This window comes from Citrobacter amalonaticus (assembly GCF_002918555.1).
GTDB lineage: Bacteria > Pseudomonadota > Gammaproteobacteria > Enterobacterales > Enterobacteriaceae > Citrobacter_C > Citrobacter_C amalonaticus_A.
Genome location: NZ_PQMB01000001.1, coordinates 542,880 through 557,718 on the forward strand (window position 1 = coordinate 542,880; position 14,839 = coordinate 557,718).

A 14,839-nucleotide genomic window follows, 5' to 3' on the forward strand; every position below is an offset into this window, starting at 1 on the left:
GCATGACGGCCCGCCCCATTATTCAGGCGTTATGCAGTTGTACAGATTGCTGCTCTTTCAGGTGGCGAAGATTGACGTGCCCCACCTCGTTTTCTCCCCAACACTGCTCATACGGCAGGCCGGTCAGACTTTCGATTACCGCTTTGTTTTCTGCGCTAACGCTCTCCTTGCTTTCACCCCGTTTCAGGCGGGCGACCTCTTCATTGAGGATCGCATGAGTCCGGCCATTGACCTTGAACTGAAAGGCCGACCAGATCCCCCACAGCGTCAGAATCACCGGCAGGACAATCATAATTATCATGATCATGTTGATGGCGGACTCGGGCTGGCTGTTCTGCCCGGAGACAAAGCCCGACATTTGCAGCGCGGCGCCCACCAGAAAGATCGACAGTGCCTGCGAGGCTTTACGCAACAGACTCATAAAGCCTGCGAAGATCCCTTCACGACGATTACAGGTGAGGATCTCATCCACATCGGCGACAAAGGTGTAGTTGTTCCACGGAATGGCATAAATACCGCCCCGCGCCAGACCGGCAATGCCGGCCGCCAGGTAGAGCAGCACGATGCTAGTTGAACCGCTCATCCCGACAGCAGCGAACAGAGCGAAGGCCAGCAGCGCCAGCGCCCCCTGGGTGGCGAACGCTCGCGACGGCGAGAAACGCAGCGTCAGCCAGGTTGCCAGCCCCACGCCGAAAAACTGCAGGCCGTTGATCATTCCTAGCAGGTTTGACGCCATTACCGACGACGTCATCAGCGCGAAGACCACAAAATAGGTGAACACGGAGTTGAAGATATCCTGCGCCACCGATCCCCCCAGGTACATCCCCAGATGCGAGCGGAAGGTTTTGATTTTCAACGTCGAGACAAAGTCGTAGTAGATATCGTAAATCCGGGTCGCCAGCGGCGGTTTTTCCTGGCTATCGATTTTGCGCTCGTTCAGTTCAATCTCTTCCAGCGAGCGTTCCCAGGTTCCGAAGTAGACAAAAAACAAAACGACCATAAACGAGACGGTAAAAATCGCGCCGGCATAAAAGAATGAGTCAGCGGAGTCGGAGCCGAAATAAGAGACCAGTCGGCCCGGCAGAAACGCGGCGGCGAAACCGGCCAGCTGGGCAATGTACATGCGGGCGCTGGTCAGCTTCGAGCGTTTAGTGAAGTCAGAGGTCATCTCCGCAGAGAGCGTGTCATACGGGATGATAATCATCGAGTAGACCACTTCGAACAGAATATAGACCAGCAGATACATCCAGTAGTTAAAGCCTTCCACCCACAGCAGGCTGTAAACCGACACCAGCGGAATACTTAACAGCAGAAAAAAGCGACGGCGGCCAAAACGACGCCCCAGGCGGGTTTTGTGGAAGTTGTCAGAAATATAGCCCATCAGCGGACACATGATGACATCCACAATCCGCGCCACGGCAAACAGCGATCCGGCCTCAATGGGCGTCAGTCCGCAAAAAGTGGTCAAAAAGAACAACAGCCATGCGCTCACCAGCGTAAACGCGCCGGAACCGATGACATCCGCAAGGCCATAACAGACGTAGTTGTGCAGCTTTATATCCCGTGTTTTTTTTATCATTTTTATCCCCAGTGACTGATGATGACGGTCGCGTCCGTGTTCCAGTCCGCGGGTAGCGGCTGCGGACGACGAATATGGATGGCAGATAGCTGAAGCTCGCAGACGCCGCGGGCATAGAGGGCAGGCAGACCACCGGGATAGCGCTCAACGCCATGAGCACGACCGGTCTGCGGGTTCACGTTGTAGGCGTTATCCAGCCCCATTCCGGTGGGACGTTCAGGGTTGCAGGGAGGGCGGATGTCATAAAGCCCCTGCTCTGCGCACTCGCTGAGACATTGCTCAAAACACAGGCCATTGAACATGACATCGCGGATTTGCCCCGGCGTCTCGCAGTGCAGGTTGATGGCCCCCTCCGCACGACCGGAAAGATGACTGAAAGTCACCTGCTGGATAACGCCTGGCTCCACCTCTGGCGCACGATGGCGAACCGAGACAAACACCGGATCGGCTTTCCCCCAATGGCAGGGATGGGCATGGAGACAGTCAAACTGAATGTTGCTGAACGTCAGCTGCCGGAAGCGCCCGCCGTCACGTGATACCAGACCAATTCCACGGTTGGACTCAAACAGCGTGCAGTTGCTGACGGTGACCTGTTCAATATCGTCAAACGTCTCGGTGCCAATCTTGATGGCGCAGCTTCTGGAACGAATGATGCAGTTGTTCACCACCACATTGCGGATCGGCTGTCGCAGCGAAGCGGGTTTGCGGGTCGTCTTCAGGCAGATGCCATCATCCGCAGCGCTGAAATAGCTGTCGCTGATATGGACATGCTGGCAGCCGTCAATATCAAGGGCATCGGTGTTCGGCAGGGTCAGAGAGTTATTGATAGTGAGGTTATGGATAAAGACGTGGCGACAGCTCACCAGATGGGCGGTCCACATTGGCGAATCGCACAACGTGATATCGCGGATCCGGATCTGCTCGCAGCCTTCCAGCACCAGCAGCCGCGGTCGATGGTCTTTTGGCTGGCGATAGCCCTGTTCGTCGGCTTCGCGGCTAAACCATTCGGCAGCGACGCCGTCAATGTGCCCTTCTCCGCTGAGCGTAATGTGATGTCTGCCATGTGCATAAATTAGCGCCATCCGTGACAGTTCTGCGACCGTCATCGTTTCCACTTTTTGATAATCGGCGACGTTCGTGCTGGCACGCAGGCAGGCCCCGGCTTCCAGGTGCAGGGTAAAGTCAGAAGGAAGGATCAGCGTGCCGGTACAATAAACGCCGGGCGTAACCGTCAGCGTTCCCCCACCCGCGCGGTCAATTTCATCAATCAACTGTTGAAGCGTTGCAGTAACAACCGTATTTCCGCTGCGATCGAGCGAGACGTTATCTAAAGAGAGTTTCATAGCCATACCTGTCGCGAGAACAATGGCTGGCATTTAACGAGGTTTTATCGACAGGGGCGCGCGGTCAAATCCGGCTTTTTGGCGTAACAGTGAAGCGGTTCACGTCCAGTGGGCCAGGCGCGATTCAGACGTGACGGGACGCACAGAATGCCGGGGCTCTCTGCTGGCTATCGTGATGCAAGGCACATTTTTCGATGACCGGATAACAAAACTAACGCCGGTCCGGAAGAGGTCGCCAGAGGAGAAAATGAATATTGAGAAACGTCACATTTCACCCATTTTCAGGTTAAAACGTGCTTGCAAAACAGGGCGTATTGCCTACGCCCTGTTTCACCGGATAGCGTCGCAAGCGACTTATCCGGCCGGAAAACTGCGTTACAGCAGCTCGAATTCACCCTGCTTCACACGCGCGGAGTCAACGCCAATAAAGACGTTAAACTTGCCCGGCTCCGCATCGTACTTCATCTGCTGGTTCCAGAACTTCAGCGCCTCAATGTCAATGGGGAAGCTGACGGTTTGCGTTTCACCCGGCTTCAGTCTCACCTTCTCAAAGCCTCGCAGCTGTTTCACCGGACGGCTCATTGAGGCCGTCACATCCTGTACGTACATCTGAATGACCGTTGCCCCTTCACGTTTACCGGTGTTGGTGACCTGCACGCTGGCGGTCACCGTCCCGTCACGCTTCATCGTGGGTGCGGAGAGCTTCACATCAGAGACGCTGAACGTGGTATAGCTCAGACCATAACCAAACGGATACAGCGGGCCATTGGCTTCGTCAAAGTAACGCGACGTGTATTTGTTCGGCTTGTCGGCATTGTACGGACGCCCGGTATTAAGATGGCTGTAATAGACCGGGATCTGCCCGACAGAACGTGGGAAAGACATCGGCAGTTTGCCCGACGGGTTGTAATCGCCAAAGAGCACATCCGCGATGGCATTCCCGCCCTCTGTACCCGCAAACCAGGTCTCCAGAATCGCATCGGCCTGCTGGTCTTCTTTCACCAACGCCAGTGGACGACCGTTCATCAACACCAGCACCAGCGGTTTGCCGGTCGCCTTCAGTGCGGCTATCAGGTCACGCTGGCTCTGCGGAATGGTGATATCCGTTCGGCTGGAGGCTTCGTGCGCCATGCCCTGCGCCTCACCAACAACCGCGACAACCACATCAGACTGCTTCGCGGCGTTAACCGCCTCATCAATCATCGCCTGCGCAGAACGCGGATCCACTTTCACCGCCTCTTCATACTGGTTGAGGAAATCAACGATGCCCTTATCGTGAGTCACGTTTGCACCTTTGGCATAAATCACTTTGCCATTCTCACCGAGCGCGTTTTTGATCCCCGTCAGCACCGTCACCGACTGACCGGCAACGCCTGCGGCAGACCAGCTGCCCATGACGTCCCGCTGGCTGTCGGCCAACGGTCCCACCACCGCGACGGTACCCGATTTTTTCAGCGGCAGCGTGTCGAGGCGGTTTTTCAGCAGCACCAGACTTTCACGGGCCACGTCTCGCGCCTCTTTGCGATGCAGGCGACTTTCGGCATTGGTATCAACCGGATCGGACTCTTTCGCGCCCAGATGGCTGTACGGATCGTTAAACAGCCCCATATCATATTTCACGTTCAGCACATGACGTGCGGCATCGTCCAGTTCTGCCATGGTCACCTTGCCCGACTTGACCAGCCCCGGCAGATACTTGCTGTAATACTCATCGCTCATGCTCATGTTGATACCGGATTTGAGCGCCACGCGCACGGCATCTTCAGGATCGGCGGCGGTACCGTGCTTAATCAGCTCTTTTATCGCGCCGTGGTCGGAAACGGTGATCCCTTTAAAGCCCCACTTATCGCGCAGAATATCTTTAAGCAGCCAGCCGTCCGAGGTCGCCGGGGTGCCGTTGAGCGAGTTCAACGCGACCATCACCGCGCCGCTACCGGCATCCAGCCCGGCTTTGTACGGCGGCATATAATCGTTAAACAGGCGCTGTGGGCTCATATCCACGCTGTTGTATTCTTTACCGCCCTCCACTGCGCCATAAGCGGCGAAGTGCTTCACGCTGGTCATAACCGAGTAGCGATCGGCCGGGCTTTTCCCCTGCATCGCTTCAACCATCGTTTTACCCATCGTCGCGGTCAGATACGTATCTTCACCAAAGCCTTCAGAGGCGCGGCCCCAGCGCGGGTCGCGCGAGACGTCCACCATCGGCGCCCAGGTCATATTCAGGCCATCATCCGCCGCTTCATAAGCAGAAACGCGCCCCACGGTTTTTACCGCTTCCAGGTTGAACGAAGAGGCCAGGCCGAGGCTGATAGGGAACACGGTACGCTGTCCGTGCAGCACATCGTAGGCAAAAAAGAGAGGAATTTTCAGGCGGTTAAGTTCCATCACCTGATCCTGCATTTTACGGATATCCTGACGGGTGACCGTATTAAAGATCGCGCCGACCTGCCCGTCTTTAATCATCTCGCGGATCGCCTCTTTCGGGTTATCCGGACCGACGCTGATTAAACGCAGCTGGCCTATTTTTTCATCAACGGTCATTTTCTTGAGCAATTCGGTTACGAACGCGTCACGCGCTTCGGGCGTCAGCGGATGGTTGCCGAATAACGTCTCAGCCAGCGCTGGCTGCATTACCAGCCCTGCCGCGACACTTACAGAACATAGCCATTTCATGTTGCTTCTCTCTTTATTGTTAGCCCGATGTGGCGGCGAAAATATAACAAAAACCGAAGTTTGCCATAAGCCTAAACGCGAGGGGAGCAGAAAGCGAAGGTTATTCTCTGAATTTTCAATGCGGTCAACGCAGAGACAAGATGAATGAGAAAGCGTATTGTCATCCCAGGCGCTATGCTTACTGCTGATATTTTGTCCCACCACAAGGAGTGGAAAATGTCTTCCATTACAACAACTGATAATAAAACGTTCCTGAATGAGCTTGCCCGCCTGGTAGGCCATTCACACCTGCTCACCGATCCCGCAAAAACCGCCCGCTATCGCAAGGGCTTCCGCTCTGGTCAGGGCGATGCGCTGGCCGTCGTTTTCCCCGGCTCGCTGCTCGAACTGTGGCGCGTGCTGAACGCCTGCGTCACGGCTGACAAAATTATTCTGATGCAGGCCGCGAATACCGGGCTGACCGAAGGCTCCACGCCGAGCGGGAATGATTACGACAGGCAGATCGTGATCATCAGCACCCTGCGTCTCGACAAACTGCACGTTCTGGACAAAGGCGAGCAGGTGCTGGCTTATCCGGGTACAACGCTCTACTCACTGGAAAAAGCGCTAAAACCGTTTGGTCGCGAACCCCATTCCGTGATCGGTTCTTCCTGTATCGGCGCATCGGTTATCGGCGGGATCTGCAATAACTCCGGAGGTTCTCTGGTACAGCGCGGCCCGGCATATACCGAAATGTCGCTGTTCGCCCGCATCGACGAACAGGGCAAACTACAGCTGGTGAACCATCTGGGAATTGACTTAGGCCAGACGCCGGAACAGATCCTCAGCAAGCTGGATGACGAGCGCATCAGAGAGGAGGACGTCCGGCACGACGGGCGTCATGCGCACGATCATGACTACGTGACCCGCGTGCGCGATATCGAGGCGGATACCCCTGCCCGCTACAACGCCGATCCGGATCGCCTGTTTGAATCCTCCGGTTGCGCCGGGAAGCTGGCGGTCTTCGCCGTCCGTCTGGATACCTTTGAAGCGGAAAAAAACCAGCAGGTTTTCTATATCGGCACGAATCAGCCGGAGGTGCTGACCGAAATTCGCCGCCATATTCTGGCAACGTTCGAGAATCTGCCGGTTGCAGGCGAATATATGCATCGTGACATTTACGATATCGCCGAAAAATATGGCAAAGATACCTTCCTGATGATCGACAAACTCGGCACCGACAAAATGCCGTTTTTCTTCACGCTGAAAGGCCGCACCGACGCGATGCTGGAAAAAGTAAAAATTTTCCGCCCACACTTTACCGATCGCGCGATGCAGAAGTTTGGTCATCTGTTTCCGGGCCACCTCCCGCCGCGCATGAAGAACTGGCGCGACAAATATGAACACCATCTGCTGTTGAAAATGGCCGGGAACGGCGTGGCAGAAGCCCGGAGCTGGCTGACGGAATTCTTTAAAAGCGCCGAAGGTGACTTCTTTGCCTGCACGCAGGAAGAAGGCAACAAAGCGTTCCTGCACCGCTTTGCGGCAGCAGGTGCGGCAATTCGCTATCAGGCGGTTCATGCCGATGAGGTAGAAGATATTCTGGCGCTCGATATCGCCCTGCGCCGCAACGACACCGAATGGTACGAGCATCTGCCCACGGAAATTGACAGCCAGCTGGTGCATAAGCTCTATTACGGTCACTTTATGTGCTACGTCTTTCACCAGGATTACATTGTTAAGAAAGGGGTGGACGCCCACGCGCTGAAAGAACAGATGCTGGAATTGCTACGCCAGCGCGGGGCGCAATATCCCGCCGAGCATAACGTTGGGCATCTGTATGAAGCGCCGGAAACGTTGAGGCGTTTTTATCGTGAAAATGACCCGACCAACAGCATGAACCCCGGTATCGGTAAGACCAGCAAGCAGAAGTTCTGGAAAGAGCCTGAAGACGACCAGGCGCGACCGGCGTAACGCGAGGGCGTGACGCTGACTGGCCTGCGGGATAATCCCTGAGGCCAGGCAAGGCGTTCACGCCACCATCCGACGCGGTTTAATCGTTCTGTGCGGTTTGTTCTCCTGCCCCTGTGCCGTTAGCCGCCATCTGCGCGGCTTTCTGCTTTTTATAGCTCAGCGCGGCAGCCGGAACAGGCATCACTTTGCCGGTTTCTATCCACGTACGTAAGCGGCTGGCATCGGCAAAATGGGTGTATTTGCCAAAGGCATCCATCACCACCAGCGCGACCGGTTTATTGTTAATCAGCGTGCGCATCACCAGACAATGACCCGCCGCGTTGGTGAAGCCGGTTTTGGTCAGCTGAATATTCCAGTTATCGCGATAGACCAGATGATTGGTATTGCGAAATGGCAACGTGTAGGCAGGGTTCGCAAAGGTTGCCATATCTTCACGGGTGGTGCTCAGCTGACCAATCAGCGGATACTGTTTGCTGGCAATCAGCAGCTTCGTCAGATCGCGTGCGGTCGATACGTTATGAATCGACAGCCCCGTCGGTTCTACGTAGCGGGTGTGGGTCATTCCCAGCGCGTTGGCTTTGGCGTTCATCGCCTTGATAAAGGCGCTATAGCCGCCGGGATAATGGTGCGCCAGGCTTGCCGCCGCACGGTTTTCCGAGGACATCAGGGCCAGCAAGAGCATATCTTTGCGGCTGATTTCACTGTTCAGGCGCACACGCGAATAGATGCCCTTCATTTCCGGCGTCTGGCTGATATCAACCTTCAGTTTTTCATCCAGCGGCAGTCGTGCATCCAGCACCACCATCGCCGTCATTAATTTGGTTATTGACGCAATCGGACGCACCAGATCCGGATGGTTCGAGTAGATCACCTTGTTGGTGTTCAGATCAACGATCATTGCACTACCGGAAGCAATCTCCGGTTGAGACGCCGTCGCGGTGGTCGCCGCTTTCGCCACGGCCTGCGGCGCAAAAGGAACAGCCAGCATCAGGGCCAGGCTAAGGAATGAAACTCGGAATTTCAGCATGATGAGATTTCAGAAAATGATTCACACGCGTACAACGCGCACCGCCAGAGTCAGACTTTACTCAAGCTAGCTCAGGGATCATAGCGAGCTAATGACATTGCCGCCATAAGAGAATCGTGAGGAAATGCTGCACTGCCGATTTTTAAAACAGCAGTGCAGCCGGTTTACGTCCCTTAGAACAACCGGTATCCATATCCCCACAGGATCACGGTGAGTGCAAGCAGTACCTCCAGCACCAGTACACCAATGGCCAGCGTCGAACTGGAAAAGCTTAACCCTTCCTCTTTATTGATGCTCAGGAACGTTGGGATCCCCAGATACAGCAAATACCCGGTGTAAAGCAGCGCGAGGGTTCCTACCAGAGCGCACAGCCATACCAGCGGGTAGAGCGCCACCAGGCCGCTGAGAAACAGCGGTGTCGCGACATATCCGGCAAAAACCATACAGCGCGTAAGCGAAGGACGCTGCGGGTATTTTCGCGCCATCCACCAGATAACGCGCCCCATAATGGCAACCCCGCCCAACATCATCCCATAAAACAGAATTGCCAGGGCAAAACCGGTAAACAACGATAACGTCAATATGTTGCCATCGCCAAAATTCCAGCCAATCTGCGTGGTGCCAATAAAGGCGCAAACCACCGGAATCGCCGCCATTAGCAGGACATGGTGAGTATAGTGATGCGAGAGAGTTTCGTTCTCTCCTTTAATCACCTGCATTTCACGATCGGGATGGGAAAAAAGCCCCCAGACATGGTTCATACCGCCCCCTTGTTGTCATCTCCAGACCTTAACAGTTCAAGTATAATCCAGCTTTGGTTTATTTTTTGTACAACCGCAAAAATGACCCACCGCTAAATGTGCCGTGAACCTCCAACGATGATTCACAAGGTGTATGCTTAATATCAGGAGGTCATCCAGATTTATGGATATAAACAATCTTATTGCACATTATGGTTATGCCGCGCTGGTCATCGGCAGTATGGCCGAAGGTGAAACCATTACCCTGCTGGGCGGCGTGGCGGCACATCAGGGATTACTTAAATTTTCTCTGGTGGTTATCTCTGTGGCGCTGGGCGGAATGATTGGCGATCAGCTGCTTTATCTGCTTGGGCGTCGTTACGGTGGCAAAATTTTGCGGCGTTTCCCGAAGCATCGCGACAAAATCCGTCGGGCGCAGAAAATGATCCAACATCGTCCGTACGTGTTCGTGATTGGCACCCGGTTTATGTACGGTTTTCGCGTGATTGGGCCGCTGTTGATTGGCGCAAGCCATTTGCCGCCCAAAATTTTTCTGCCGCTGAATATCGTTGGCGCACTGGTGTGGGCACTGATATTTACCACCCTGGGCTATGTGGGGGGAGAAGTTATCGCACCGTGGCTGCACAATCTCGACCAACACATTAAGCACTGGATATGGCTGATTCTGGTGATTGTGCTGGTTGTGGCCGCCCGCTGGTGGTTGAAAAAGCGCAGCAGCAAAAACGCGGCCCGGTAGCGCGGTTGTCCACCGGGCGTACGCGTTAAGAAGAGCGATAACCGCCGCCGAGCGCACGGGTAAGCTGAATGGACGCATCCAGCCACTGCCCTTGTAAAATCAGGCCGTTACCCTGTTCGCGAAGCGCCGGTATTTTTGCCTGACTGACCCGGGAACCGGCAATAATTCCGGCATTAAAACGCGCCTGCGCCAGCACCACCACGCGCCGGGCATCGTTCTCAATCTGCTGCTGATGCTGATTCTTCCGGGCGAGAGTCCCGACCTGGCTTGCCGCACGCGCAACCTCGTTCACCGCATCCACCACCGCTTTGTTGTAGTTGGCAATCGACAGATTGCCCTGCGCTTGCGCCATATCCAGATTCGCGTTCAGTCTGCCGCTGTCGAAGATCGGCAGCGTAAGTCCGGCCGTCACCCCCATTTGCTGAGCGGAACTGCGGAACAGGTCGCTCAGATGCAGCGCGTCCTGTTGCAGAAAGGCCATCAGGTTGATATCCGGATAAAATGCCGCTTTTGCCGCATCGATGCTGCTGAGCGACGATTCGATATACCAGTGTGCCGCCTGCAAATCAGGTCTGCGCGCCAGTAATGAATAACCCAACCGGGCTGGTAACTGACTGGCAACCGCAGGCAATGCCACCTGATGCAGCGTCAGCGACGCGGACTGGGTATTCGTCAGGGCACTGAGGCGCGCCTCAATCACCGTCATTTTTCCGGCAACATCATTCAATTGTTGCTGAGTTTTACTGTCGTCAATATCGGTTTCAACCCCTTCCACGGAGGAGGTAATGCCGTTCTGATACAGCTGGCGATCGGTCGAGATAACGTTCTGCTGTTCTTTCTCAATCTGCCTGAGCACGTCACCCAGTGCGGCCTGCGTCTGCCACTCCCAGTACAAACGGGTGACGCCGCAGGCCAGCAGCTGAAGGGTCTGTTCACGCTCGGCTTCCCGCGCTTTCACGGCACCAATCCGGGCAGTCACCTCGGCGCGATTTTTGCCCCACAGATCCAGATCCCAGCCAGCGGTTAGGCCAAAAGTCCCGTTGGTATACCAGGGACCGGTTGTTCCCGTCGCGGGATCGCTGGCAGCAAACGGTCCCATCACACCTTCCGCCGACATTTTCTGGCGTTCCGCATTGGCAGAAAAATCAACCTGTGGGCCGTCCTGCGCCTCCACCGCTTTGGCCTGCGCCTCTGCCAGTTGAATACGTTGTTCTGCCACCTGCATATCAGGAGAATGGGCCAACGCGCTGTCAATTAAGCCATTCAGCTGGGGATCGTGATATTCCTGCCACCACTGACTGTCCGGCCACCCGTTCTTCAGTGCCGCCGGTAGTGCAGTATCAACCTGCGAAGCAGGCGTTTGCGGCGTCAGCGCCTGCCGGGTATCGTGCATTGGGGCACATCCCGCCAGCAGAATAAAAAGCGGAAAGTACGCTTTCACAGCGTGAAAAGAGTAACGATTCATGGGGGGTTCTGATAAGAAAAGGTGTGCGGAGATTACCCGTTATCGGCGATTATTTTTTAGTTACGCGTGGCAATACACCGGTGGAAATTAAAAGACACAACCAGAAAAACATATATTATATAAATAATATAATTGTGATTATTTTATTTAATTATGAATGGAGGCACGATGTCACAAAATATTTATGATGATCCGCATTTCTTCGCCGGTTATGCCACCCTGGATCGTTCGGTTAAAGGGCTGGACGGTGCGCCGGAATGGCCGTCGATTCAGGCAATGCTGCCTGAACTTGCAGGGAAGCGGATCCTGGATCTGGGCTGCGGCTACGGCTGGTTTTGCCGTTATGCCCGCGACAACCATGCGGCCCATGTTTTAGGGGTAGATCTCTCTGAAAAAATGCTGGCCCAGGCGCAAAGCATGACCAGTGGTGACGGAATTGATTATCGGCGTGAAGATCTGGAGACACTGGCTCTGCCACCTGCATCTTACGATTTGATCTACAGTTCGCTGGCACTGCACTATCTGCGCGATATCGATCGTCTGTTCGCCACCGTTTATCAGGCGCTAACGCCGGGCGGTATGCTGGTCTTTTCTGCGGAGCACCCGGTTTATACCGCACCGCTGACGCAGGGGTGGATCATCGATAAGACGCAGCAAAAATCCTGGCCCGTTAACCATTACCAGCAGGAGGGAGAACGCCTGAGTAACTGGTTTGCCGAAGGGGTGAAAAAGCAGCATCGCAAACTGGCCACCTGGATTAACGCGCTGATTACCGCCGGATTTGAGATTGTCCATCTTAACGAATGGGGCCCCACTGATGAACAGATCGCGGCAAACCCGGCGCTGGACGAGGAGAAAGAGCGTCCGATGGTATTTTTAATCAGCGTGCGCAAGCCGAAATAAGAGGATGTGCAGGCAGGTTTTCAGAGGCTTTCCTATACTTAATCTGAACTTACCAAAAAAGGAAAGCTGATGAAAATTTTACTCTGGATCATTTTAATTATTTTTCTGATTGGATTATTGGTGGTGACTGGCGTCTTCAAAATGATTTTTTGAACAAACGGCCACTCCGGTGGCCGATGTGTTCGCTAACGCAATTTAGCAATATCAATTGCCTGAATCGCCCGTGCGATATCCGGTGAATTATTTAACCCACGGATCTGCTGAAATAACGCAGTCGCTTCGCGGTATTCCTTGCGTAAATACCCCAGCCACTGCTTAATTCGCGCCACGTGATACAGTCCGGTATCCCCCTGCTTTTCCAGACGGGTATATTTCTGCAACAGCGCAACCACCTCCGGCCACGGCATCCGCGGGTCGTTATATTTCACCACCCGGCTGAGATTAGGGATATTCAATGCTCCGCGTCCGATCATCACCGCATCGCATCCGCTGATAGCCATACAATCCTGGGCGCTTTGCCAGTCCCGGATTTCGCCATTCGCGATAACCGGAATGGTAAGCCGCTGGCGGATTTCCCCAATCGCCTGCCAGTCAATGTACTCTGCCTTATAGCCCTGCTCTTTTGTGCGGCCATGCACCACCAGCTCGCTGGCGCCCGCCTGCTGAACGGCGTCGGCAATTTCAAATTTTCTGTCGCCGCTGTCCCAGCCCAGTCGCACTTTCACCGTCACCGGCAGATGCGCAGGCACCGCCTCGCGCATGGCTTTTGCCCCCTGATAGATAAGCTCAGGATCTTTGAGCAACGTCGCCCCACCGCCGCTGCCGTTCACCATCTTTGACGGACAGCCGCAGTTTAAATCGACGCCACAGGATCCCAGCGCCACCGCCCGGGCCGCATTCTCCGCCAGCCACTGCGGAAACTGTCCCAGTAGCTGCACGCGCACCAGGGTGCCGGAGGGCGTCCGGCTATGGTTATTGAGTTCCGGGCAGAGTCGATGAAACACTTTTACCGGCAGGAGCTGATCCACCACGCGGACAAATTCGGTGATGCACAGATCGTAGTCGTTCACTTCCGTCAGGAGCTCGCGCACCAGCGAGTCGAGCACACCTTCCATCGGCGCCAGTAAAACACGCATATCGTCACCCGTAAAAAAAGAGGCGCTATGGTAGCGCCTCCGTGCGGGAGATTAAAGTGGCTCAGCGCGGAAGAAGACAGTTATCTTCTTTCCAGCCGTACAGCCATTCCATGGCGCGGTAAAATTCCGCCTGGGATTTCCCTTTCCACAGCAGATTACGCACCTGACGCTCCACGCCTGCCGCGTGATAAACGCGCCCCATTTCGCGGGTAGACCAGACGATACGCGCCGTACGCGGAATGCGCACAGACTCATACAGGGCAAAGGCATCTGCCGCATCGCCATCGCACTCCTGTAGCGCCTTGCCCAACGTCACCGCGTCCTCCAGTGCCATGCAGGCACCCTGCGCCATATATTGCGCCACCGGGTGCGCGGCATCCCCCACCAGCGTGATGCGATCGGTGCCCCATTTCTCAACCGGCTCACGGTCGGCGGTTGACCAGCGACGCCACGACGTGGGTTTATCCAGCATCTGGCGCGGACGCGGGTGGATCCCGGCAAAATAGGAGAGGACTTCCTCTTTACTGCCATCCTTCACGCCCCACTCCTCCTGCTGGCGACTATGGAAAGTCACCACCAGGTTGTACTGTTTGCCTCCGCGCAGCGGGTAGTGTACCAGGTGACAGTGCGGTCCGGCCCACAGCACTGGGGCGTTAATGCGCAAATCTTCCGGCATCTCATCGCAATCAATCACGGCCCGGTAGACCACGTGTCCGGTAACGCGTGGCGCATCGCCAATCAGACTCTGACGCACCACCGACCTCACGCCGTCGCAGCCCACCAGGATATCCGCCGTCCAGCTGTTGCCCTGCTCATCAAACACCGTCACGTCATCCGCCGTCTGGCGAATATCCACCACGTTGGCAGACGTGCGATAGTCAACATTGGGGTGAACCAGCGCCGCCTCCCAGACCGAAGCATGAATATCAACCCGGTGGATCACCGCATAAGGACCGCCAAAGTGCTCGCGAAACGCCTGTCCGGTTTCAATGCGTACAACCTCTTTCGCGTTTACCGCATCCATCAGGGTGATGTGATCGGTAAAAACGGCGCGCGCCCGGGCAACCTCTCCCACGCCAAGACTATCCAGGGCAGAAAAGGCGTTCGGCCCAAGCTGAATACCCGCACCAATTTCACCAATCTCGTGCGCTTTCTCCAGCAGCATCACTTTAATCCCCTGGCGGGCCAGCGACAGCGCGGTCGCCGCGCCGCCAATCCCACCCCCCACGATAATTGCGCGAGTCACTTTAGCCATTGTTATTC

General features: G+C 55.3%; 12 protein-coding genes. 4 read left to right on the forward strand and 8 right to left on the reverse strand.

What is annotated here, in order from left to right:
* Positions 1 to 22: 22 nt before the first annotated feature.
* The 3 genes from C3432_RS02755 to bglX form a co-directional block, all read right to left on the reverse strand.
* Complete coding sequence (locus tag C3432_RS02755) at positions 23 to 1,579, reverse strand: MFS transporter (protein WP_103775153.1); 1,557 nt, start codon at positions 1,577 to 1,579, stop codon at positions 23 to 25.
* 2 nt (positions 1,580 to 1,581) lie between these two features.
* Positions 1,582 to 2,922 carry a glycoside hydrolase family 28 protein gene (locus C3432_RS02760; RefSeq protein ID WP_103775154.1) on the reverse strand — a complete coding sequence of 447 codons (1,341 nt, stop codon included), beginning with the start codon at positions 2,920 to 2,922 and terminating at the stop codon, positions 1,582 to 1,584.
* A 375-nt stretch (positions 2,923 to 3,297) separates the two neighbouring features.
* The gene (gene bglX, locus C3432_RS02765) at positions 3,298 to 5,595 is read right to left on the reverse strand and encodes a beta-glucosidase BglX (protein ID WP_103775155.1); all 2,298 of its coding nucleotides are present in this window, start codon (positions 5,593 to 5,595) and stop codon (positions 3,298 to 3,300) included.
* Between the two features lie 216 nt (positions 5,596 to 5,811).
* Between bglX and dld the strand changes: the two genes are divergently transcribed.
* Entirely contained in the window at positions 5,812 to 7,548 is a 1,737-nt protein-coding gene (gene dld / locus C3432_RS02770; RefSeq protein WP_103775156.1) for a D-lactate dehydrogenase, read from the forward strand.
* A 79-nt stretch (positions 7,549 to 7,627) separates the two neighbouring features.
* Here dld and pbpG read toward each other — a convergent pair whose 3' ends face one another.
* On the reverse strand, positions 7,628 to 8,575 hold the full coding sequence (pbpG, locus tag C3432_RS02775; protein ID WP_103775157.1) for a D-alanyl-D-alanine endopeptidase: 948 nt from the start codon (positions 8,573 to 8,575) through the stop codon (positions 7,628 to 7,630).
* A 173-nt stretch (positions 8,576 to 8,748) separates the two neighbouring features.
* Positions 8,749 to 9,336: a Yip1 family protein gene (locus C3432_RS02780; RefSeq protein ID WP_103775158.1), complete on the reverse strand. Its 588-nt coding sequence runs from the start codon at positions 9,334 to 9,336 to the stop codon at positions 8,749 to 8,751.
* A 163-nt stretch (positions 9,337 to 9,499) separates the two neighbouring features.
* On the opposite strand from C3432_RS02780, the gene C3432_RS02785 reads away from it, so the two are divergent.
* A complete protein-coding gene (locus C3432_RS02785; protein ID WP_103775159.1) occupies positions 9,500 to 10,072 on the forward strand; it encodes a DedA family protein in 573 nt (190 codons plus the stop codon).
* Positions 10,073 to 10,097: 25 nt separating this feature from the next.
* Here the strand turns inward: C3432_RS02785 and mdtQ are convergent, their stop codons facing one another.
* A complete protein-coding gene (gene mdtQ, locus C3432_RS02790; RefSeq protein WP_103775160.1) occupies positions 10,098 to 11,537 on the reverse strand; it encodes a multidrug resistance outer membrane protein MdtQ in 1,440 nt (479 codons plus the stop codon).
* Positions 11,538 to 11,705: 168 nt separating this feature from the next.
* Between mdtQ and C3432_RS02795 the strand changes: the two genes are divergently transcribed.
* Entirely contained in the window at positions 11,706 to 12,440 is a 735-nt protein-coding gene (locus tag C3432_RS02795) for a class I SAM-dependent methyltransferase (protein WP_103775161.1), read from the forward strand.
* A gap of 69 nt (positions 12,441 to 12,509) precedes the next feature.
* Positions 12,510 to 12,593, forward strand: coding sequence for a small membrane protein YohP (gene yohP / locus C3432_RS28505; RefSeq protein ID WP_087855921.1), 84 nt, complete (start codon positions 12,510 to 12,512; stop codon positions 12,591 to 12,593).
* A gap of 32 nt (positions 12,594 to 12,625) precedes the next feature.
* Here the strand turns inward: yohP and dusC are convergent, their stop codons facing one another.
* Together dusC and C3432_RS02805 are read right to left on the reverse strand one after the other, a co-directional pair.
* Entirely contained in the window at positions 12,626 to 13,576 is a 951-nt protein-coding gene (dusC, locus tag C3432_RS02800; protein ID WP_103775162.1) for a tRNA dihydrouridine(16) synthase DusC, read from the reverse strand.
* A 61-nt stretch (positions 13,577 to 13,637) separates the two neighbouring features.
* A complete protein-coding gene (locus C3432_RS02805) occupies positions 13,638 to 14,831 on the reverse strand; it encodes a 3-hydroxybenzoate 6-monooxygenase (protein WP_103775163.1) in 1,194 nt (397 codons plus the stop codon).
* Positions 14,832 to 14,839 lie beyond the last annotated feature (8 nt).